Origin of the sequence: Hymenobacter sp. 15J16-1T3B, from assembly GCF_020711235.1 — a bacterium.
Classification (GTDB): Bacteria; Bacteroidota; Bacteroidia; order Cytophagales; family Hymenobacteraceae; genus Solirubrum.
This window is the reverse complement of sequence record NZ_JAJFAV010000005.1, coordinates 1-22,102: the sequence shown is the minus strand read 5'-3', so window position 1 is coordinate 22,102 and position 22,102 is coordinate 1. Positions and strand designations below refer to the sequence as shown.

General features: G+C 65.1%; 19 protein-coding genes and 1 riboswitch. Of the genes, 15 read left to right on the top strand and 4 right to left on the bottom strand.

What is annotated here, in order from left to right; all coding sequences use genetic code 11:
- Positions 1-17 precede the first annotated feature (17 nt).
- Genes pnuC through LJ737_RS10150 form a run of 4 tightly spaced genes read left to right on the top strand, consistent with a single transcriptional unit; the run spans position 18 to position 2,540 of the window.
- A complete protein-coding gene (gene pnuC, locus LJ737_RS10165; RefSeq protein ID WP_227765311.1) occupies positions 18-656 on the top strand; it encodes a nicotinamide riboside transporter PnuC in 639 nt (212 codons plus the stop codon).
- On the top strand, positions 656-1,237 hold the full coding sequence (locus LJ737_RS10160) for an AAA family ATPase (protein ID WP_227765309.1): 582 nt from the start codon (positions 656-658) through the stop codon (positions 1,235-1,237). Before pnuC ends, LJ737_RS10160 begins: the two co-directional genes overlap by 1 nt.
- On the top strand, positions 1,234-2,115 hold the full coding sequence (locus tag LJ737_RS10155) for an aldose 1-epimerase family protein (RefSeq protein ID WP_227765307.1): 882 nt from the start codon (positions 1,234-1,236) through the stop codon (positions 2,113-2,115). The genes LJ737_RS10160 and LJ737_RS10155 overlap by 4 nt, the downstream gene beginning before the upstream one ends.
- A 2-nt stretch (positions 2,116-2,117) precedes the next feature.
- Entirely contained in the window at positions 2,118-2,540 is a 423-nt protein-coding gene (locus LJ737_RS10150) for a GNAT family N-acetyltransferase (protein WP_227765305.1), read from the top strand.
- Positions 2,541-2,544: 4 nt separating this feature from the next.
- Here LJ737_RS10150 and LJ737_RS10145 read toward each other — a convergent pair whose 3' ends face one another.
- A complete protein-coding gene (locus tag LJ737_RS10145; protein WP_227765303.1) occupies positions 2,545-2,781 on the bottom strand; it encodes a hypothetical protein in 237 nt (78 codons plus the stop codon).
- Between the two features lie 300 nt (positions 2,782-3,081).
- Positions 3,082-3,184, top strand: a riboswitch (TPP riboswitch).
- Positions 3,185-3,242: 58 nt separating this feature from the next.
- On the opposite strand from LJ737_RS10145, the gene LJ737_RS10140 reads away from it, so the two are divergent.
- From LJ737_RS10140 to LJ737_RS10105, 8 genes are all read left to right on the top strand, one after another.
- Entirely contained in the window at positions 3,243-5,732 is a 2,490-nt protein-coding gene (locus tag LJ737_RS10140; protein WP_227765300.1) for a TonB-dependent receptor, read from the top strand.
- A 171-nt stretch (positions 5,733-5,903) separates the two neighbouring features.
- The gene (locus tag LJ737_RS10135; protein WP_227765298.1) at positions 5,904-6,272 is read left to right on the top strand and encodes a hypothetical protein; all 369 of its coding nucleotides are present in this window, start codon (positions 5,904-5,906) and stop codon (positions 6,270-6,272) included.
- A gap of 175 nt (positions 6,273-6,447) precedes the next feature.
- The gene (secDF, locus tag LJ737_RS10130; RefSeq protein ID WP_227765297.1) at positions 6,448-9,453 is read left to right on the top strand and encodes a protein translocase subunit SecDF; all 3,006 of its coding nucleotides are present in this window, start codon (positions 6,448-6,450) and stop codon (positions 9,451-9,453) included.
- 382 nt (positions 9,454-9,835) lie between these two features.
- The gene (locus LJ737_RS10125; protein ID WP_227765295.1) at positions 9,836-10,444 is read left to right on the top strand and encodes an RNA polymerase sigma factor; all 609 of its coding nucleotides are present in this window, start codon (positions 9,836-9,838) and stop codon (positions 10,442-10,444) included.
- The gene (locus tag LJ737_RS10120) at positions 10,419-12,089 is read left to right on the top strand and encodes a hypothetical protein (RefSeq protein ID WP_227765294.1); all 1,671 of its coding nucleotides are present in this window, start codon (positions 10,419-10,421) and stop codon (positions 12,087-12,089) included. Before LJ737_RS10125 ends, LJ737_RS10120 begins: the two co-directional genes overlap by 26 nt.
- Positions 12,090-12,142: 53 nt before the next feature.
- On the top strand, positions 12,143-12,544 hold the full coding sequence (locus tag LJ737_RS10115; protein WP_227765293.1) for a c-type cytochrome: 402 nt from the start codon (positions 12,143-12,145) through the stop codon (positions 12,542-12,544).
- A gap of 26 nt (positions 12,545-12,570) precedes the next feature.
- On the top strand, positions 12,571-13,170 hold the full coding sequence (locus tag LJ737_RS10110) for a YceI family protein (RefSeq protein WP_227765290.1): 600 nt from the start codon (positions 12,571-12,573) through the stop codon (positions 13,168-13,170).
- A gap of 31 nt (positions 13,171-13,201) precedes the next feature.
- Positions 13,202-14,116, top strand: coding sequence for a DUF5777 family beta-barrel protein (locus tag LJ737_RS10105; RefSeq protein ID WP_227765288.1), 915 nt, complete (start codon positions 13,202-13,204; stop codon positions 14,114-14,116).
- A 274-nt stretch (positions 14,117-14,390) separates the two neighbouring features.
- On the opposite strand, the gene LJ737_RS10100 is transcribed toward LJ737_RS10105, so the two are convergent.
- On the bottom strand, positions 14,391-15,017 hold the full coding sequence (locus tag LJ737_RS10100; protein ID WP_227765286.1) for a NifU family protein: 627 nt from the start codon (positions 15,015-15,017) through the stop codon (positions 14,391-14,393).
- 186 nt (positions 15,018-15,203) lie between these two features.
- Between LJ737_RS10100 and LJ737_RS10095 the strand changes: the two genes are divergently transcribed.
- Positions 15,204-16,571, top strand: coding sequence for an HTTM domain-containing protein (locus tag LJ737_RS10095; RefSeq protein ID WP_227765285.1), 1,368 nt, complete (start codon positions 15,204-15,206; stop codon positions 16,569-16,571).
- Positions 16,572-16,581: 10 nt separating this feature from the next.
- Here LJ737_RS10095 and aroC read toward each other — a convergent pair whose 3' ends face one another.
- On the bottom strand, positions 16,582-17,661 hold the full coding sequence (gene aroC / locus LJ737_RS10090) for a chorismate synthase (RefSeq protein WP_227765284.1): 1,080 nt from the start codon (positions 17,659-17,661) through the stop codon (positions 16,582-16,584).
- A 309-nt stretch (positions 17,662-17,970) separates the two neighbouring features.
- Between aroC and LJ737_RS10085 the strand changes: the two genes are divergently transcribed.
- Positions 17,971-18,711 (top strand): DUF2490 domain-containing protein, encoded by a 741-nt coding sequence (locus LJ737_RS10085; RefSeq protein WP_227765282.1) that lies wholly within the window; start codon positions 17,971-17,973, stop codon positions 18,709-18,711.
- A 198-nt stretch (positions 18,712-18,909) separates the two neighbouring features.
- On the opposite strand, the gene LJ737_RS10080 is transcribed toward LJ737_RS10085, so the two are convergent.
- A complete protein-coding gene (locus LJ737_RS10080; protein WP_227765279.1) occupies positions 18,910-20,646 on the bottom strand; it encodes an APC family permease in 1,737 nt (578 codons plus the stop codon).
- Positions 20,647-20,826: 180 nt separating this feature from the next.
- Here LJ737_RS10080 and LJ737_RS10075 point away from each other — a divergent pair, with 180 nt between their 5' ends.
- Positions 20,827-22,059 carry an acyl-CoA dehydrogenase family protein gene (locus tag LJ737_RS10075; protein WP_227765277.1) on the top strand — a complete coding sequence of 411 codons (1,233 nt, stop codon included), beginning with the start codon at positions 20,827-20,829 and terminating at the stop codon, positions 22,057-22,059.
- Positions 22,060-22,102: the final 43 nt, after the last annotated feature.

Genomic DNA, 22,102 nt, shown 5'->3' with positions numbered 1-22,102 from the left:
CGTTCCTGTTTGCTGCTTTGTCTTGGTATGATCTTCTGACCGCGGTAGCCGGCACCGGCCCGCTGGAATGGGCCGCCTTTGCCACCGGCTTGGCCTGCGTGGTGCTGGCCGCCGTGGGCACCATCTGGAATTTTCCGGTGGCCATTGTCAGCTGCGCGCTCTACGTGCTGGTGTTTCACCGCGCCCAGCTGTATTCCGACCGCAACCTGCAGTTCGTGTTCATTGCTATGAGCGTGTACGGCTGGTATGAGTGGCTGCGCGGGGGGCAAGCGCACACGGCGCTGGTCGTCACGCATTCCACGCTGCGGGAATGGCTGTGGCTGACTCTGGCCGGGGCCTGCTACACCGGCGGCTTCGGCTACTACCTCGCCAACCACACCGACGCCGCCCTGCCGTATCTTGACTCGCTGACCACGGCCATCAGCCTGATGGCCCAGTACCTGATGACGCGTAAGCGCCTGGAGAACTGGCTGCTCTGGATTCTGGTCGACATTATTTACGTGCCGATGTACTGGGTCAAGAGCCTGCACGCCACCAGCGGGCTGTACCTGCTCTACCTCGGCATTGCCGCCTTCGGCTACTGGGAATGGCGCCGGCTGATGCGCCAGGCCCAGGCCGCTCCTGCCTTCGACACCGCCACCCCACCCACTCGCTGATGCTGCGCGTTGCCCTCACCGGTCCCGAATCGACCGGCAAAACCACCCTGAGCCAGCAACTGGCCGCCCGCTACGGCACGCTGTGGGTGCCCGAGTACGCCCGCGCGTACCTCGACCAGCGCGGCATCGGCCTCGATTACACCCCGGACGACCTCGAAGCCATTGCCCGCGGGCAGCTGGCCGCCGAAGAAGCCGCCGCGGCCGAAGCCGAAGCGCAGGGGCTGCCGGTCATTTTTTGCGACACCGAGCTGCTGGTCATCAAGGTCTGGGCCGAGCATGCCTTCGGGCAGTGCCCCAACTGGGTGCGCGAGCAAATCGAGCAGCACCGCTACGACCTGATCCTGCTGCTGGGCACCGACATTCCCTGGGAGCCCGACCCGCGCCGCGAGCATCCGCACCTGCGCCAGTACTTCTACGAGCTGTACCGCCGCGAACTGAGCGGGCAGCTCTCGAATTTCGCCGAAATCAGCGGCCCGGAAGCGCACCGCCTCGACGAAGCCTGCTTTCTGGTCGATACCTTGCTGGGCCGCGTATCGGATTCTATTCTGCCCGGCCGCGACCCGTTTCAACTACCGCTATGACCGCCTATTTCCTCGAAAACGAGCGTTGCCGCGTGCGCGTGAACCAGCACGGCGCCGAGCTCAGCAGCCTCGTGCGCAAAGACCTCGACCAGCTCGAATACCTTTGGCCGGCCGACCCCGCGGTGTGGGCCCGCCACGCGCCGGTGCTCTTTCCCATCGTCGGCCGCCTGCCCGAGGATACCTACTACCACCAGGGCCAGGCCTACCGCCTGCCCCAGCACGGCTTCGCCCGCGACCGGGCCTTCGAGCTGGTGCGCGCGTCGGCCACCGAGGTGCAGCTGCGCCTGCACGACGACGAGCAGAGCCAGCAGGCGTTTCCCTTCGCCTTCGAGCTGACCATCACCCACCGCCTGCAGAGCACGACCGTGCACGTCGGCTGGGAAGTGCGCAACCCGGCGGCCGACGCGGAGCTGCTGTTCAGCATCGGCGCGCACCCGGCCTTCCGCTGCCCGCTGCTGCCCGGCGAAACCTTCGAGGACTACGCTTTCCGCTTCGACCACCCGGTGCAGCTGGAGCGCTACCTGCTGCAGGGGGGCTTGCTCAGCGGCCAGACCGAAGCCGTGCCCACCAATGAGCAAGAACTGCCGCTGAGCTACGCGCTGTTTGCCCACGACGCGCTGGTGCTCAAGCACTACGACTTCACCCGCCTGGCCCTGGTGAGCCGCCAGAGCCCGCGGGCCGTGCAAATGCAGTTCGACGGCTTTCCCTACCTCGGCCTCTGGACCAAGGGCCCCGGCGCGCCCTTCGTGTGCATCGAGCCCTGGCACGGCATTGCCAGCAGCGTGGGCGGCCCCGCCGAGCTGGCCGACAAGGAAGGCATTCTGACGCTGGCGCCCGGTGCCGTATTCCGCGCCGCTTACACTATCACGGCCGAGTAGGAGTGGAGCCCGTCATCCAGCCCATCCGCGCGGCTGATACCTACGACCTGCGCCACCGCGTGCTCTGGCCTGATCAGCCCATCGAGTACGTGCAGTTGCCCGGCGATGAATCAGGATGGCACTTCGGCGCGTTCGAGGCTGGGCAACTGCGCAGCGTGGTGTCGTTGTTCGTCGAGGGCGAGGTAGCGCGCTTCCGCAAGTTCGCTACCGAGCCGACCGAGCAGGGGAGGGGCTTCGGGTCGGCTTTGCTGTGGTACGTCATGCAAGAAGCCGCCGAGCGCGGGGCCCGGCGGCTGTGGTGTGATGCCCGGCAGGAAAAGGCCGGTTTTTACCAGAAGTTCGGCTTCGGCGTGGAAGGGGAGCCGTTTTACAAAGGGCCGGTTCCGTACGTGCGCATGAGCTGCGCGCTGCCCGCCAGCCGCTAACGGCTCAGAGCAGCATCGGCTCGCGCGGGCGCACCGGGCGGCGGCCGTAGTCGGGCTCCCAGTCGTTGATGGGGCGCGAAATGCCCGGTGGCAAGTCCAGGTCGGGCAGGCCGTCGTCGAGTGGTTCGCCGCCGTCGTCGTCGTTATCGGAAGTGGGCGGGCGCGAGGGCGTGGGGCGGGGCATCACCATGAAGTAGGCCAGAATGGTGAGGACCACGAGGGAGTAGATGAGGCTAATCATGGCGGGTTCCGGGCTGGGGTGACAACCGGCGCCACGGCGTCGGCTATGTAGCAGGTAACGGGACAAGGGCCGGCCTGGTTTTGGTCAAGCCCGGTTTTTTGTGGCGGTGGAGCATTAGGGGTAATATACTTAATGGTAGTGGGTTATCCTAGCTGCTGCGGGCGGCAAATAGCCAGTGCCGCGGACTGACAAAAGCGCGAAAGTTGCCCCCAACGGGCTTCTATTCGCCTCCACGCGCTGCGGAGCTGCCGGGCCCAGGCCGCCAAAAGTTGCTGCAACCCGCGCCCGCGCTTACCTTTGCCGTGCGTTTAGGGGTGCTTTGCCAACGCAGCAAAGCTGAGATCATACCCATTGAACCTGATTCGGCTAGTACCGGCGAAGGGAACAAACGGTCCGCGAGCGAGCAAACCATTACTCCGACCCCTGGGGTATGGCGTCGTTCCATCTTTTCCATTCACATCTTGTTTAAGTTGTCGAACCTGCCGGGGGCAGCGCTGCTTGCGTGCCTGCCCATCGGCGCGGCGTGGGCCCAGGGCCCCGTCAGCGGCGTCGTCACCGACGCCCGCACCCAACAAGGCCTGCCCGGGGCCACCATCCTGCTCGACGGCTCGGCCGCGGGCATCACCGACGCCAGCGGGGCGTTCCAGGTACCGGCCGTGGCCGCCGGCGCGCACGAACTGCGCATCACCTTCGTGGGCTACGACGTGGCTGCGCGCCGCCTCAGCGGCCAGCCCGGCGCCCAGCAACTCAGCGTGGCGCTGCTGCCCGCGCCCATCGTCACCGGCGAAGCCGTGGTGACGGCCCAGCGCGCCAACGACCGCACCGGCACCGCTTACACCAACGTGAGCAAGGAAGACCTGGCCCGGCGCAACTTCGGCCAGGATTTGCCTTACCTGCTCGACCAAACGCCCTCGGTGGTCGTCAACTCCGACGCCGGGGCCGGGGTGGGTTACACCGACATCCGCATCCGCGGCACCAGCAACACGGGCATCAACATGACCATCAACGGGGTGCCCCTGAACGACGCGGAGTCGCACGGCTCGTTTCTGATCAACCTGCCCGATCTGGCCTCCTCAGTCAGCTCCCTGCAGATTCAGCGCGGCGTGGGCACCAGCCAGAACGGCGGCGCCGCCTTCGGGGCCAGCATCAACATCTCGACGCTGGACAACCGCCGCGAGGCCTACGCCGAGACGCAGAACTCCTACGGCTCCTTCAACACCTGGAAAAACAACGTGCAGTTCGGCACCGGGCTGGTGGGCAAGTACTTCACCGTCGACGGCCGCCTCTCGCGCATTGCGTCGGACGGGTACATGAACCGGGCTGCGTCGGATTTGAAGTCGTACTACTTCGCGGCCGGTTACCAGCAGAAAAACACTCTGCTTAAGTTCATCACCTTCTCGGGCCGCGAGAAAACCTACCAGGCCTGGAACGGCGTGCCCGAGTTTGCCCTGACTGGCAACCCGGCTCTGCTGCAGCAGTCACTCGACAACTACGAATTCACGCCGGCAGAAGCCGCCCGGGCCCTGCGCGAAGGCCGCCGCTACAGCTACTACACCTACGACAACCAGACCGACAACTACCAGCAAAACCACTACCAGCTGCACCTCGCCCAAGGGCTGGGCCAGAGCTGGAACCTGGGTGCCACGGCTCACCTCACGCGCGGCTTCGGCTACTACGAAAGCTACCGGGCCGGCCGCAAATTCGCGGATTACGGCCTGCCCAACCTGGTGCTCGGCGACACCACCATCAAGCGCACCGACCTGGTGGACCGCAAGTGGCTGGACAACTACTTCTACGGCGGCACCTTCGCCCTGAACTACCAGCCCAAGGAGGACGACCGGCTGCAGGCTACCGTGGGCGGGGCTTGGAACCAGTTTACCAACGACCACTACGGCGAAATCATCTGGGCCCGCTACGCGGCTAGTAGCACCATCCGCCAGCGCTACTACTTCAACGACGCGAAGAAGACCGACTACAACGCCTACGCCCGCGCCACCTGGCAGGTGCTGCCGCGCCTGGGCCTGTACGGCGACGTGCAGGTGCGCCACATCGACTACCGCATCGACGGGGTGGAGGACGACCAGAACGACGTGACCACGCGCGCCCGCTACACCTTCTTCAACCCCAAAGCCGGCGCGACCTTCTCCTTTGCCGAGGGCCAGCAGCTCTACGCCAGCTACGCCGTGGGCCAGCGCGAGCCGGTGCGCTCCGACTTCACCGACCGCCCCGCTGGCGACGTTAGCGCCAAGGCTGAGAAGCTCAACGACTTCGAGGGCGGCTACCGCGCCACCCTGCCGGGGCTGCTGGGCGCGGGCAACACGGTGCGCTTCGAGGCCAACTACTTCTACATGCACTACCGCAACCAGCTGGTGGCCACCGGGCAGCTGAACGACGTGGGCACGGCTCTGCGCACCAACGTGGCCCGCAGCTACCGCACCGGCGTGGAGCTGACCGCCGCCGCGGCCCTGGCCGACAAGCTGAGCCTGAGTACCACCGCCACGCTCAGCCGCAACCGCATTCTGGCCTACCGCAACGTGAGCTACGACGCCGACTACAACGCCGTGGTCGACGACGTGGCCCGCACCACGACCATTTCGTACTCGCCCGCTTTCGTGGGCGCCGCCACCCTGGAAGGCCAGCCGCTGAAAGGCCTGCGCCTGGCCCTGTTGGGCAAGGCCGTCAGCGAGCAGTTTCTCGACAACACCGCCAGCCAGCAGCGCCGCATTGCGCCCTACCAAGTGGTCGACTTCCGGGCCCGCTACAGCATTCATCCCTCGTTTGTGAAGGAAATCGAGTTGGGGCTGCTGGTCAACAACCTGCTGAACCGCAAGTACGTGGCCAATGGCTACACCTACGGTTACCCCGACGCCGACGGGCGCCAGCAAACGTTCAACTGGTACTTCCCGCAGGCCACCCGCAACTTCCTGGCCTCGGTAGGGGTGAAGTTTTAGGCCCCCAGAAGAGTCCAGGCAACCAGGAGCCCGGCGCGTCGAACGGATGCGCCGGGCTTTTGCGTTGGGTGCTATCCGACGGGGAAAAGTCCAGTTTCGGCGCCGGCCAAAGACAGAAGGCCTTTCCCCAAGCAGCAGGATTAACTATATTTGTAGCCCTCGCGTCGCATCGTGCTGTTTCTCACCACCATATTGCCCCGTCTGCGCTTCACCCTGCTGGCCGCCACTCTGCTGCTGGTGGTGGGGTTGAACAACCAGGCCGTAGCCACCTTCCGCGTAGCGGCCAAGGCAGGCGCCCCGGCGCGGGTGACGGGCACGCCCAAAGGCACGGTGGTGAAGCAGAAGGTGATGCTGGAAGCCACGAGCCAACTCGGCCCCTGGCTGCAGCCTGCCGCCGAAGCCTGGGAGCCCGCGGCCCCCGCGGCCGTAACCCGAATTGCCTGGTTCCGGGCCACCGCGCCCGCCGTACGGCCCTCGGCCGTACCCGACTGGTTCCGCACGCGTCTGCTCGAAGCAGCGCTGTCGCCGCACGCGCCCTAGCGAGGGGCGCGTTGGCCGTATTCGGCAGCGGCGCTCGGCGCCTTCGAATGCTAGCCGACGAACGGAAGCAAGCCCCCGCGACTTGCCTCAGCCGAACAGGCGGCCGCGTAGCCGCCGCGCCCGATGAGCTTCTTCGGGCGCATTCCAACCCCCGCAATTCATTTACCCCTTTTTCATGCGTAATAAAGGTATAGTCATTGCGCTGACGCTTATCGTGTCGGCGTTGTGCGTCTACTTCCTCTACTTCACGTTCGTCTCGCGGCGCGTGCAGGCCGATGCCGTGCGCTACGCCACCAAGAACGGTGTCGTCAACCAAACCCAGCGCCAGCGCTACCTCGACTCGGTGTGGCGCGCGCCCGTCACCAGCGTGCTCGGCGCCGATTACACCTACCGCGACGTGCGCGCTTCGGAGCTGGGCCTCGGCCTCGACCTGAAGGGCGGCATGCACGTGACGCTGGAAGTGTCGCCGGTGGAGATTGTGCGCGCCATGGCCGGCAACTCCAAAGACCCGAAGTTCAACCAGGCCCTGCGCCGCGCCCAGGAGCTGCAGAAGCAGAACCCGAGCGCCTCGTTTACGGCCCTGTTTGCCCAGTCCTGGCGTGAAGTGGCCCCCGGCGACAAGCTGGCCCGCATCTTCGCCAACACCACCAACCGCAGCCGCAACATCGATGCCGGCACCTCCGACGAGAAAGTGCTGCGCACCATCGACCAGGAAGTGGAAGAGGCCATTACCCGCGCCTTCACCATCCTGCGTACCCGCGTCGACAAGTTCGGCGTGAACCAGCCCAACATCCAGCGCGTGAAGGGCACCGGCCGCATCCAGGTGGAAATGCCCGGCGTGGACAACCCCGACCGTATCCGCAAGCTGCTGCAGAGCCAGGCCAAGTTGGAGTTCTGGGAAGTGTGGAACCTCGACGAAATCGGTCCGTTCCTGACCCAGGCCAACGACCTGATCATTGCCCAAGAGAAGGCCGCTAAAAACGGTACCGCCACCCCGGCAGCCGCCACCGCCGGCGACACCGCCGCTACGGCCGCGGCTGCCGCCGACACCACCTCGCTGGCCGGCAAGCTGGCTGCTAAGAACAACAAAGCGGCTGCCAAAGACACCAGCGCCGCTGCCCAGCAGGGCCAGGGCCTGTTCCGCTACCTGACGGCCGTGGGCCCCGGCACCCTGGGTGCCCGCCTGCGCGACACCGCACGCGTCAACGCCCTGCTGGCCTCGCCCGAGGTGAAGGCCACGCTGCCCCCGAACCTGACCTTCCTGTGGAGCTTCAAGCCCGACGTGGTAGGCAAGGAAGAAATGCTGACCATCTACCCCATCCGCAAGTCGCGCGACGGGCAGGCCCCGATTGGCGGCGAAGTGGTTACCGACGCCCGCCAAGACTACGACCAGAGCGGCCAGCCGGAGGTATCCATGCAGATGAACCCCTCGGGTGCCAAGAAGTGGCAGAAGCTGACCGGTGCCAACGTGAACCGCCAAGTGGCCATCGTACTTGACGACCAAGTGCAGTCGGCCCCGCGCGTAAACGGCGAAATTGCCGGCGGTAACTCGAGCATCTCGGGCTCCTTCACCATCGACGAAGCCCAAGACTTGGCGACCAAGCTGAAGTCGGGTACGCTGCCGGCCCCCACGCGCATCGTGGAAGAAGCCGTGGTAGGTCCCTCGCTCGGTCAGGAAGCCATCAACCAGGGCCTGTACTCCTCGCTGGCCGGCCTGGCCATCATCATGGTGTTCATGGCCTTCTACTACGGCCGTGCGGGTCTGGTCGCCGATGCCGCCCTGCTCTTCAACATGTTCCTGATCCTGGGCGTACTGGCCCAGTTCAGCACCGCCCTCACGCTGCCCGGTATTGCCGGTATGATCCTGGTAATTGCTACCTCGGTTGACGCCAACGTACTGATCTTCGAGCGTATCCGCGAAGAACTCAACCACGGCCTGACGCACAAGGACGCCATCAACAAGGGTTACTCGCGCGCCTTCACGGCCATCTTCGACACCAACGTCACCACGCTGATTATTGCCATCATCCTGGGCTTCTTCGGCACGGGTCCGGTGCAAAACTTCGCCGTGACGCTGGGTATCGGCGTGTTCACCTCGTTCCTCTCGGCCTTCTTCGTGTCGCGCCTCATCATCGAGTGGCTGATCAAGGGCAAGGAAACGACCCGCATCACCTTCTCGACCTTCCTCTCGCGCAACCTGTTCCAGAACGTGAACTTCGACATCGTGGGCAAGCGCTACATCGCGTACGCTCTCTCGTCGGCGGTCATCGTGATTGGCTTCGTCCTGATGTTCATTCAGGGCGGCCCGAACCTGGGCGTGGACTTCCGCGGGGGCCGTGCCTACGTGGTGGACTTCAACAAAACCATGGTGGCTTCGGACGTGCGGGAGCACCTGCACGGCGTGTTCCAGGATGCCGGTACCGAGGTGAAAACCTACGGTTCGCCCGACCGCCTGCGCATCACCACCGGCTACCTGGCCGACGACGAAAGCGTAGCCGCTGACCAGAAAGTGCGCGCCGCCCTCGACCGCGGCCTGCAGCAGTACGCCTCGGATGCCCCGGTGGTACAGAGCACCTCGAAAGTGGGCGCTACCATCGCCGACGACATCAAGAAGACCTCGGTGCTGAGCCTGGGCCTTACCCTGCTGGCCATCTTCGTGTACGTGCTCTTCCGCTTCGAGAAGTGGCAGTACTCAATGGCTGCGGTAGTCGCCTTGTTCCACGACGCCCTGTTCGTAATTGCCGCCTACCCGATTGCCCGCGCCCTGGGCATGAACCTGGAAATCGACCAGGTCTTCGTGGCTGCCGTGCTCACGGTAATCGGCTACTCGATGAACGACACCGTGGTTATTTACGACCGCATCCGCGAGTACCTGCGCGAAAACCCCAATCTGACCTTTGCGCAGGTGGTGAACCCGGCCCTGAACAGCACCTTCTCCCGCACGATGATTACCGCCACGACCATCCTGATGGTGGTAACGGTGCTCTTCTTCTTCGGCGGCGAGACGTTGCGCTCGTTCTCCTTCGCCATGATTGTGGGTATGATTATCGGGACGTACTCCTCGCTGTTCATCGCCGCTCCGCTCATCCTCGACACCTCGGCTGGTAAGGCCAAGGGCTCGACGCCCATCGACCCGACGGATACGGCTGCCCCGAAGCTGAACACGGCTGCTACGGCTTAATCGGTAGCGCAAACCGAGCTTAAGCTCGATTGACCAAACAAAAAGGCTGCTCCGCACGGGGCAGCCTTTTTGTTTTTAGCAGTAGGCGCATCGTGTTGCAGCTGTCGCCCGCGTCGAAGCGAGACGCCCTTTTTTATGCCATTGAAAGAATGGATGATGGCATTGACATCAACTAATATTTTATGTAACTATGAAGCTGGCTGAGAATCAATCCGGCTTGCTACTGGCTGGTTTACACCTGTTTTGAACAGTGCCGTCAAAACAGGAATTCTTATTGCTTGATTTTCATGTAGCTACATCATTTTACAGAATTTTATAACTTATCAAGCAACCGTTTGACCGTCGCTCTGCGAGTTGCCTAACGTAACCTCCTCCCACCGCCGTGTCCTCCGCTCAGCCCGACCACGACCCCGATTTGCTGCTTGGCCTGCTTGGCGGCTGCCAGCGGGCTGACCGCGGCTCCCAGCGCCGGCTCTACATGCTGTACTACAGCTACGCCATGGGCATCTGCCTGCGCTACGCCCGCACCCGCGACGAAGCCATGGAAGCCGTCAACGACGGGTTCATGAAGGTGTTTCGCGACGTGGCGCGCTTCGACACGACGAAGTACGACCAGCTGACCAGCACCTTCCGCGGGTGGCTGAAGCGCATCATGATTCACACTGCCATCGACCAGTACCGCGCCAACGGCAAGCAGCGCCTGCAACAGTCCCTCGACGATACGCCGGCCCTGCAGTACGCCGACGACCACTACACCGCCCTCGATTCGCTGAGCTACGACGAAATCATTGCCCTGGTAAGCCAGCTCACGCCCGGCTACCGGGCCGTGTTCAACCTCTACGTCATCGACGGCTACACCCACGAAGAAATTGCCGGCCAGCTCGGCATATCGGTAGGCGCTTCCAAGTCCAACCTCTCCAAGGCCCGGGCCCACCTGAAAACTCTGCTCCTAAAAAACCGCCACCATGCATACGCCGGATCTATCGGATGAAGAACTCGATGCGCTGTTTCGGCAGGGCGCCGAGCGCTACCCCGAGGAGCTGAACCTGGGGGCCTGGGCGCGCATGGAGCAAAAACTGGACGACGCCCACGTGCAGCAGCTGGTCAACCGCAAGGTGGCCCGCCTGTTTGCGGCCGAAATCGGCATTGTGGCGGTGCTGCTGCTCATTTGGGGCGGCTACCGCGAATACGGGCCCACCCCGGCGGAATCTGCAGCGGTTGCGGCCGTTACCACCGTGCCTTCCGCTTCAGCGCAGAAGCAGTCAGCCGCCCCAAAGGAAGCTCCGCAGGCCAACTGGCAACCCGCAGCCCGTAGCTCCTACGCGGCCGCCCGGCCCGGTGGCCCCGAGCTAGCGCAGGCTACTCAAGCAGCGCAGCCGGCAGAACCCGGAGCCGGCTCCACCGCCTCCGCAACGCTTACCGGCACTGCTGCTGAGCCGGCCCGGCGCCGGCCTGCCCGGCACCTGCAGCTGGCCGCAGCGGTACTGGCCGACGACGAACCAGAAACGACTTCGGAGTCGGGTGAGCCGGCTGCCGAGGCTTCGCGCCGGCGGCCCCGACTCCGTCAGCTCCATCTGCAGCCGGCCCTGCTGGCGGCAGCTGCTCGTGCGCCGCGCAGAAGCGCTACGGGCCGCGAGGCATCCGCTCAGCCGGCAGGCAATGCGGCGCAGAGCAAGGCCGGCACGCAAGCGACAGGGGCAATGCCGACGTCGGGCGAGGCGGCTACTGCTGGCCGCCCGCACCACGAGGCTGCTGCGGGCGCCGCGCCAAGAGCGGGCGAATCGGGCGCCTTAGCCGCTCTGCGCAATGAGCGAAACGGCACCAATCAGCCAGGTTCGGAAGCAGCACACGTCGCCCAAACGGCCGGTGCTAGCAGTTCCGCGGCGGTTGGTTCGCCCGCGGCCGATGCAGCGCAAGGCAGCTTGGCTGCTAGCGCTGCGCTAACCGACGAAGCACTGCTGCCGCGGCAAGCCCAGCTCCTACGCCTGGACGGGGAAGAACTGCCCTCTTCGCTGCCTACCGACAGCATTGTGAAGCGCCGCCCGCGGCCGTTCTTGCCCAGCCGTATCTTCATCACCGGGCTCTACGCGCCGGAGCTGAGCACCGTGCGCAACGCCGGCTTCGAAAAGCCGGGTTACAGCGCAGGCGTGCAAGTGGAATATGTGCTGGCGCCGCGGCTGCGCCTGAACGTGGGCCTGCTCAGCTCCATGAAGTACTACCAGGCCCGCGGTTCGGATTATACCTGGTACCGCCCGCCCATGTACCCCGTCGACCGCGTGGAGGGGGCCTGCCGCATCACCGACGTGCCCGTGAACCTGCGCTTCGATGCCTGGCAGGGCGTGCGGCAGCGGGCTTTCGTCAGCGCCGGCTTGTCGTCGCTGCTGATGCGGGACGAGAAATACTACTACAACTACAGCGGCTACGGCACCGCATACTCGCGCAGCTGGCAGGTGAAAAAGGGCAGCAAGCACCTCTTCAGCGTGGTCAACTTCTCGGCCGGCGTGGAGCGCCAACTCTCGCTGCGCTGGTCGGTGCAGGCCGAGCCCTACGTGAAGCTGCCGCTGGGCGGGGTAGGGGCGGGCAAGGTGCGCCTGAGCAGCGGCGGCGTGTTTTTCGGCCTCAAATACGGTTTGTAATCTTCCTCCACCGGGCTTGAGCCCTCGGGCTCGGGCTGTTTTTTCTCCACACCATGTTTTCACGGCATATACCCCGCGTGCTCGGGGGAGCGGCCCTGCTGGCCCTGGTGGCCAGCGCCGGCCTGGGCGTGAGCAGTTGCGCGTACCAAAACGAGCAGGAGTTGTTCGCAGGCGAGCAGCTCAGCTGCGACACCGTCAGCGTGACGTACCGCGGTACCATTGCGCCGCTCATGGCCCAGCACTGCCAGCGCTGCCACGGCCCCACCCGCGCCGAAAGCGGGGTGGTCGTGACAGCCCACCACGACGTGCAGACGCTGGGCCGCACCGGGCAGCTGCTGGGCGTGATTCAGCACAAGCCCGGCTACCCGGCCATGCCCGACGACGAGCCCATGCTGTCCGAGTGCGACATCAACAAAGTCAAGAAATGGGTGCGCGCCGGCATGCCCGATAACTAAGCCTATCCTTTTTTCGCTCCACCGCCATGAAACGCCTCTACGCCCTGCTGGCCGCTACGCTGCTGCTGGCTTCGTCCCTCTCGGCCCAGCAACGCTACACCACGCGCTCGGCCAGCATCGACTTCTTCTCCGATGCGCCGCTGGAAGATATTTCGGCGAAGAACACCACGGTTACGGCTGCCGTCGACCTGCTCAGCCAGCAGATGGCCTTCGTGGCGACGATGAAGGAGTTTGTGTTTCCCGACGGGCTGATGCAGGCGCACTTCAACGAAAACTTTGTGGAGTCGGAGAAATTTCCGCGCGCCACGTTCAGCGGCCGGCTGCTGGGCATTCCCGAAGGCGGCATGCCCGCGGTGGGCATCGTGCCGGTGGAAGTCGATGGCGACCTGACCATCCACGGGGTGAAGCGCCACGTGCGGGTGCCCGGCACCCTGGAGCTTGTCGACAAGCAGCTGGTGGCCAAGGCCAAGTTTGCGGTGGCGCCGGCCGACTACAAAATCGACATTCCGAGCTTGATCAAGGAGCACATTGCCAAGTCGGTGGACATCACCGTGTACGCCGTGTGCGCCCCGCAGATTGCCCCGCCCGTGTCGCAGCAGCAACCCACGCCGCCGGCCCGTCCCTAGTACCCCCTCCTTCCTCTTCCACCTCCTCCGTATGCTTCCTCTGTACCCCACGCCGCTGCGGCGGCTGCTCCTGAGCGGGGCCCTGCTGCTGGGCCTGCACCTGACCGCCGCCGCGCAGGACGACCTGCTGCAGCAACTCGAGCAGCAAACCACCACCCAAGCCAAGCCCGACTTCGCCACGGCCACCTTCAAGGGCACGCGCATCGTCAACGGGCAGTCGGTGGAGACGCCGGCCAGCGGTTCCCTGCAGTTTCTGATCGGGCACCGCTTCGGGCAGCTGAACAGCGGCGCCTACAACTTCTTCGGGCTGGACCAGGCCACCATCCGCCTCGGGCTGGAATACGGACTCAACGACCGGCTGGCCGTGGGCGTGGGGCGCAGCTCCATGGACAAGACCTTCGACGGGTTTGTGAAGTACAAGGCGCTGCGCCAGCACTCCGGCCCCCGCGCCATGCCCGTCACCCTGACGCTGCTGGCCACCAGCACCATCACCACCCTGAAATTCCCCGTTGGGGCCGACCGCAGCACCTCCTCGCGCATGGCCTACAGCTACCAGGGCCTAGTGGCGCGCAAGTTCAGCCCCGGCCTCTCGGCCCAACTGATGCCCACGCTGGTGCACCGCAACCTGGTGGCCCAGCCCAGCGACGACAACGACGTGTACGCCGTGGGCGGGGCCGTGCGCCAGAAGCTCAGCAAGCGCATTGCCCTCACGGCCGAGTACTACTATGTGCTGTCGGGCACGACGGCCGACCAGACGCACAACCCGCTGGCCATTGGCTTCGACATCGAAACCGGCGGGCACGTGTTTCAGCTGCACTTCACCAACGCCCAGGGCATGGTCGACCCGCTGTTCATCCCGCGCACGACCGGCAACTTCTTCAAGGGCGACATTTTCTTCGGCTTCAACATCAGCCGCTCCTTCGGGCTGAACCACAAGAAAGAATAGCGAAATGCGCTGCTGCGCGGGCCGTCAGCCACAACGCCCGTAGCCCGGTTGCGCATGGCATGTTGCCAACAACGGGAAGCTCCGTTTCGGGTGTCCGGCCGCGCCATTGGAGGAGGCGTGCGGATGTCCTAACGCACGACGGCCGCGGCCGCGCCGCCGGCAACGGAGCTTCCCCATTACGCAAGAACGCCCGGCCAACTGGCCGGGCGTTCTTGCGTTTGCGGTGGCTGGAGCCGATAAGCTCGACGGGCCGCCTACTCGGAAATGCGCGGGGTTAGAACGAAGCCGTGACGCCTTCGGCCACCACTTCTTTCACTTCGGGCACCATGCGCTTGAGCAGGTTTTCGATGCCCGACTTCAGGGTTACGGTGGCCGAGGGGCAGCCCGAGCAGGAACCCTGCAGGTTCACCGTCACGATGCCCTCGTTGTAGCTCTTGAAGGTGATGTTGCCGCCGTCCTGCTCCACGGCCGGGCGCACGTAGTTGTCGAGCAGGTCGATGATTTTCTGGGCCGTGGCCTGGTCTTCCTCCGAGCCGGCGGCACCGGCGGCTTCCTGCTGGGCGGCGCGGTGCTCGGTCACGGGGTCGACGAGGAAGATGGGCCCGCCCGATTCTACGTAAGACTTCAGGAAGGTGCGCAGCTCCGGAATCAGGTGCGTCCAGGTCAGGTCCGAGTTCTTGGTCACCGTCACGAAGTTCTGGGCGATGAACACGCGGCTCACGTAGTCGAACTTGAACAGCTCCTGGGCCAGCGGCGAGTTGGCGGCGGCTTCGGTGTCGGGGTAGTCCACGCTCACCCCGTCGCTGAGCAGCTGGGTGTTGAGCACGAACTTCATCGACTCGGGGTTCGGGGAGGCTTCGGCGTAGATGGACACCGAGCCGGCGGGGGCGGTAGTATTCATGGTTGAAACTGTGCTGCTTAGACGCTGAGGGAAGGCCGCAAGGAAGCGGGTTTGGTGTATAACCGCAACGACGGCCCGCTGGTTGCAAAGGTAGCGGATTGCGGCCGGGCGGCGGGCGAAAATACGGGCGCCGCAGCTTCCGCCGGCCACCCCAACCGCCCCGCGCCCGGGGCCGTAGCTTTAGGCATGGCTGCTGTTGTTTCCCGCCTCGCCCGGGCCCTGTTTCGCCCCGTTGACATTACCTGGCTGGTGTATCTGCGGCTGGGCGCGGGCTTTCTGCTGGCCATAGAGCACGGTGGGGGGCTCCTCATCGGGCGGGTGCGCAATTACACCGCGCCGCGCTTTCATCTGCGCTACCTGGGCTGGGAGTGGCTGCCGCACCCGCCGGCGGGCGTCATTTACGCGCTTTACGCGCTGATTGTGGGCGCCGGCATTGCCGTGGCGGCGGGCTGGCGCTACCGCTGGGCCGCTGCCGTGCTCAGCCTGGGCTACGCGGCGCTGCTGCTGCTGGAAGAAACCGAGTACATCAACCACTTCTACCTCTACGCCCTGCTGGCCGCCGTGCTGGCCCTGCTACCGGCCCACCGCGCCGCCTCCGCCGATGTGCGCGCCGGCCGCGTGGCGCCCCTGGCTACCGTGCCGGCCTGGATGCGGGCCGTTATCCTGTTTCAGATCGGGCTGGTGTACGGGTTTGCGGCCTTGGCCAAGCTCAACCCCGACTGGCTGGCCGCTCGTCCGCTCGCGGTGTGGCTGGCGGCCAAGGCGCACTACCCGCTCATCGGCGAGCTGCTGGCGCGGCCGGCCACGGCCTGGCTGCTGAGCTACGGCGGCATTGCCTTCGACGCGCTGGTGGTGCCGCTGCTGCTGTGGCGCCGCACCCGGCCCTGGGGCTTCGCCTGGGCGACGCTGTTTCACCTCGCAAATGTGGTGGTGTTCGGCCTGGGCACCTTTCCTTGGGTAGCCTTGCTGCTCACCAGCCTGTTCTTCGCCCCCGGTTTCCCGCGCCGGTTGCCTGGTTTCGCGGGGCGCTGGTTTCGTAGCCGGCTGCCGGCGGCGGATGGCGAAGCAGCGGCCCCGGCTGCTTTCATGCCCCCGGCCCGGACGCGCCGCCGGGTGCTGGCAGGGCTGGCGGCCTTCGCGGCGGTGCAGCTGCTGGTGCCGCTGCGCCACTTCCTGTACCCCGCCGACGCGCACTGGACCGAGGAAGGCCACCGCTTCAGCTGGCACCTGATGCTGCGCGCCAAAACCGGCACGGCCCGCTTCCGGGTGCGCCTGCCCGACGGCCGCGAGGAGCTGGTCTTGCCCGAGCAGTACCTGACCCGTAACCAGGTCCGCAAGCTCGTCGACAGCCCCGACTTGATTCTGCAGTTTGCCCACCTGCTGGCCCAGGACTACCGCCGCCGCGGCTTCGCGCCCGTGGCCGTGTACTGCGACTCCCAGGTCAGCCTGAACGGGCACCCGCACCGGCCGCTGGTCAGCCCCCAGCTGAATCTGCTCACGCAGCGCCGCGGCTGGGGCCATTACGCCTGGGTGCTGCCGGGGCCGGTGGAATAAAGGGGGCGAATCAGATCCGGCTACCGCGGGCGCGCAGCAGCATATCGGCCAGCACCAGCGCGGTCATGGCGTCCACGATGGGCACGGCCCGCGGAAGCACGCAGGGGTCGTGGCGGCCCCGCCCGGCCAGCTCGACCGATTGGCCCTGGTCGTCGATGGTTTGCTGGGGCTGCAGGATGGTGGCCACCGGCTTGAAGGCCACGCGGAAGTAAATGTCCTGCCCGTTCGAAATGCCGCCCTGAATGCCGCCGGAATGGTTGGTGCGCGTGCGCACCTGGCCGGCTTCGTCGGTGTAAAAGGCGTCGTTGTGCTCGGACCCGAACAGCAGCGTGCCCGCGAAGCCCGAGCCGTACTCGAAGCCCTTCACGGCGTTGATGCTCAGCATGGCCTTGCCCAGCTCGGCGTGCAGCTTGTCGAACACCGGCTCGCCCAGGCCGGCGGGCACGCCGCGCACCACGCCCGTCACCAGCCCGCCCACGGTGTCGTGCCGGTCGCGGGTCTGGCGAATGAGCTGGGCCATGCGCTCGGCCGTGTCCGGGTCAGGGCAGCGCACGGGGTTCGAGTCGATGAGGCCGAGGTTGAGCTGCTCGTAGCCCACGGGCACGGCCACGGCGCCCACCTGCGACACGTAGCTCTGCACCGTGATGCCCTGCTGCGCCAGAAACTGCATGGCCACGGCCCCGGCGGCCACGCGGGCCGCCGTTTCGCGGGCCGAGGAGCGGCCACCGCCGCGGTAGTCGCGGTGGCCGTACTTCTGGTCGTAGGTGTAGTCGGCGTGGGAGGGGCGGTAGGCGTGCTGAATGTGGGAGTAGTCGTGGCTGCGCTGGTCCTGGTTGCGGATCAGCAAGCCAATGGGCGTGCCCGTGCTCCGGCCCTCGAACAGCCCCGACAAGACCTCCACCTGGTCGGCCTCGCTGCGCGGGGTGGTCAGCTCCGACTGGCCGGGGCGGCGCCGGTCCAGGGCCCGCTGAATGTCGGCCACGTCGACGGGCAACCCGGCCGGGCAGCCGTCGATAATCACGCCGATGCCGGGGCCGTGCGACTCGCCGAAGGTGCTGATGCGAAACAGGGTGCCGTAGGAATTGCTCATGTCGGCAAAGGTAGAACCGCGGAGGATGATGCAGGCAGCCACGGCCAAGAACGGCCGCACGCCGCCGGCCGCACCGGCCGTTATTGCGGAGCGTAGTCCAAGAACCCTTCCTCTAGTAGCACCGCCGCTACAATGCGTACTACCGGAAAAAGCTGCTGCCTGAACATGCGGCTACGGGTTTTGGGCTTCTGCCAGTTCGGCCGTCGTGCCGCGAGGGGAAGAATTGCCGCGCTTCGCTCGCAATGACTACGGGGTGAACCGGCGGCCTTCCCCCGCTTATCTGCGTACTGCCAGGGGCCGTCGTCCGCTATGCCTCGTTTTTACCGCCACTGTCTGCTGCCGTTTGGCTTGCTCACGGCCAGCCTGAGCGCCCGCGCCCAGACCGCGCCGCCCCGCTACGACCGGGCTTTTCAGGCCTGGTACAACTACACCGGCGACCATCAGCTCACCGACTTCTGGGGCGTGCACAGCGAAGCCCAATTGCGCCGCGCCGACCTGCTGCCCCGTCGCCAGCAGCTCCTGTTGCGCCTGGGCCTGAATCAGCACTGGTCGGATAGGCTGCAAACGGCGGCCGGCTACACCTTGCTGCGGACCTATCCCTACGGCGAATTTCCGGAGGGCCACAGCCGGGAGCACCGCAGCTACCAGGAAGTGCAGCTGGCCGACACGCTCGGCCGGCTGGCGCTGGGCCACCGCTTCCGCCTGGAACAGCGCTGGGTGCGGGCCCAGGGCGAAGCCGGCCCCACGTTCAGCAACCGCGCCCGGTACCAGTTCAGCGTGCAGTTGCCGCTGCAGGGGCGCCGCGTCGAGCCCAAGGAATGGTACTTGGCCGCGTACGACGAAGTCTTCGTCGGTTTCGGGCGGCACGTAGACCAGCCCTTCAACCAAAACCGCCTCTACGGGGCCTTAGGCCGGCAATTCTCCAGGGCCGCGGCCGCGGAGCTGGGCTATATGTACCACGTGAAAGCTCACGACGACGGGCGCACGTTTGAGCGCAACCACACCCTGTACGTGGCCCTGACCTACGACCTGGACTTGCGCGGGAAGTAGACCGCACGTCAGAACGAGCTTGCCGGAGCCTCCCATGTGCTGACTTCAGCAACATCAGACCGTCTCCTGTCGAGCGCAGCCAAGGCATCTTGTGTGCTGGGGCTTGCTGGTAAACCCAACGAGCGGGCTACGCTTCAACGTGAGCACGCGCGCTTCTTCGACTGAGCTCGGAATGACGGCCTTGCAGCTTGTGCTTCCTCAGATAATCAGCCGCACGCCGCCCAGCTCCGAAATCTGGTAGGGAAACTGGTCGCCGGGGGAGCCGATGAACATGAAGTTTTTCGGAATGCCCCATTCCTGCGACAACTCGCTGATGAGCTCGGGGCCGAACTTGCCCTGACGGGTCACAAATTCCACTTCGATTTGCTCGTAGGCGCGGTCGAGCACGCGCACGTCGTTCAGCAGTTCGGGTGCCACCTGCTCCCCGGGGCTGAGCAGCGTCACGATTTTCAGGCGGGTGGTAAATTCGTTTTCCACCACGTAGGTCATCACCTTGTTGAGGTTCGAGACGTTGTCGCCCTTGGTGAAAAACACGAATTCCTGCTGGTTCAGCTCGCGCAGCATGCGGCGCACCGTGAGCCGCCCGAAGCGCGACCAGCTGCCGTAACGCTCCGACATGCGCTGAATGCCGTGCAGCAAGAGCTTGAGAATAGCCACGCGCTCCAGCATCACCACCACCAAAATCATCGTGGGCACGAAGTACTGCAGAAACACCACCAGGTAGTCGGGGCGTAGCTTGATGTTGCCGAACAGGCCCACCACCACGCCCAGCAGGGCCAAAAAGACCGTGGGAATGGAGGCGTACACCGGTCGGGGCAGACGGCGGCGCTTGCCCTTCAGCAGGAAGTTGCCGATGGCGAAAAATGCCATGACCGAGAGAAAGGAAATGGTGTAGACGCCGGCCAGCGGCCCGAGCTGCCCGCGCGTAATGAGCAGGATGCTCAGGCAGAGGGCGAAGAAGCTGATGAGGATGATGTAGTTGCTGCCGCGGCGATTTTCTTTCAGGAAGCTCTGCGGCCAGATGCGGTCCAAGGCCATGCGCTTCATCAGCCCGCTCACGCCCACAAACGAGGTGAGCACGGCCCCGCTGAGCACGGCCACCGCGTCGATGGAAATGAGGGCGGCCAGCCAGCGGCCCCCGGCCACCTGCCCGAGATAGGAGAGGAGCGTTTCGGTGTGCTGGCCCACCGTCACCAGCGGCAGCACGCCCACGGCCAGCAGGGCCAGCACGGGGTTGAAAAAGCTCACCACCACCCACATGTTGCGCAGCGTTTTCAGGAACACGCCCGGAGCCTGTTCCTCCACGAAGTTGGCCGAGCTTTCGAAGCCCGAAATGCCGAGCATGGCCGCGCTGAAGCCGTAAAACAAGGCCGTGCCCAGGCTGCCCTTCAGCGGCGCGTGAAAGTTCAGGTTGAGCGTGCTCAGGCCGTGCGTGCCCAAGTACCAAGCCGTGACGCCCACCAGCAGCGTGAGCGTGCCCAGGTGCACAAGAAAGATGACCACCGCCACCTTCGCCGATTCCGACATGCCCAGTAGCGTCAATACCAGAAACAGGCCCAGCAGCCCGATGGTGGCCGGCAGCACCGGCAGTGGCTCCCAGAGCGTGTGCAGGTAGTGCATGGCTTCGCTGGCCGAAATAACGGCCGTGGCCATGTAGGAGAGAATAGTGAGGGCCGCCGCCAGGGCCGCGTTGCTCTTGCTGGTGGTGTTCAGCAGCACGTTGTAGGCCCCGCCGTTCAGGGGCAGGGCGCCCACCACTTCGCCGTAAATTCGGCGAAAAAGAAAAAGCACCGCCGCCACCAGCAGCAGCGCCAGCCAGGCGTACTGCCCAGCATACGTAATGGCCAGGGCCGACACGTAGAGGCACGACGAGGAAATGTCGTTGCCGCAGATGGCGGTGGCTTCCAGCTCATTCAGCTTGGTATGCGTGCTCATGGGACGGGAAAGGCATTAGGGAGGAACAGGGCGGGTGCGTAGGCTACGCAACCCGCCGCACTAAAGATGAAACAACGGCGCAAAACTCGGCGCGGCCAGCCGCCGCCAAGCGCCGCAGGGCACCGCAAGGCATCCCGAAACGTTTATCTTTGAGCTTCCCATCCCAACTCATTCCTGCTTATGTCCTCCCAAGCCGACGTCCTCTCGCCCAAGGCGCAGGTGCAACGCAACAAAGGCTCGCTCAACGCCGCCGGATTCACCGATTACTACGACATCGACGAGCTGCTCACCGAAGAGCACAAGCTCATCCGCCAGAGCATCCGCGACTTCGTCAAGAAGGAAATCAGTCCCAACATCGAGCGGTGGGCCCAAGAGGCGCACTTCCCCTCGGAAATCGTGCGCAAGTTTGGCGAAGTCGGCGCCTTCGGCCCCACCATCCCCACCGAGTACGGCGGCGGCGGGCTCGACTACATCAGCTACGGCCTGATCATGCAGGAAATCGAGCGCGGCGACTCCGGCATGCGCTCCACCGCCTCGGTGCAAGGCTCGCTGGTGATGTACCCCATCTACCAGTACGGCTCCGAGGAGCAGCGCCGCAAGTACCTGCCCAAACTGGCCTCCGGCGAGTGGCTGGGCTGCTTCGGCCTGACCGAGCCCGACCACGGCTCGAACCCCGGCGGCATGATGACCACCATCAAGGACATGGGCGACTACTACCTGCTCAACGGCGCCAAGCTGTGGATCAGCAACTCGCCCCAGAGCCAGGTAGCCGTGGTGTGGGCCAAGGACGACAACGGCCGCATCCGCGGCGTCATCGTGGAGCAAGGCATGGAAGGCTTCACCGCCCCCGAAATCCACAACAAGTGGAGCCTGCGCGCCAGCATCACCGGCGAGCTGGTGTTCGACAACGTGAAGGTGCCCAAGGAAAACCTGCTGCCCAACGTGGAAGGCCTCAAGGGCCCGCTCGGCTGCCTCGACTCGGCCCGCTACGGCATTGCCTGGGGTGCCATCGGCGTGGCCATCGACTGCTACGAGTCGGCCCTGAAATACTCCCTGCAGCGCGAGCAGTTCGGCAAGCCCATTGCCTCGTTCCAGCTGCAGCAGAAGAAGCTAGCCGAAATGATTACCGAGATTACCAAGGCCCAGCTGATGGTGTGGCGCTTGGGCATGCTCAAAAACGCCGGCAAAGCCACCTCGGCCCAGATTTCGATGGCCAAGCGCAACTCGGTGGAAATTGCCCTGCACATTGCCCGCGAAGCCCGCCAGATTCACGGCGGCATGGGCATCACCGGCGAGTACCCCATCATGCGCCACATGATGAACCTGGAGTCGGTCATCACCTACGAAGGTACCCACGACATCCACCTGCTCATCACCGGAGCGGATATTACGGGCATTCAGGCGTTTAAATAAGCGGCTGCGTCGCCAAATGCAAAACGGCCGCCCTCAACAGGGC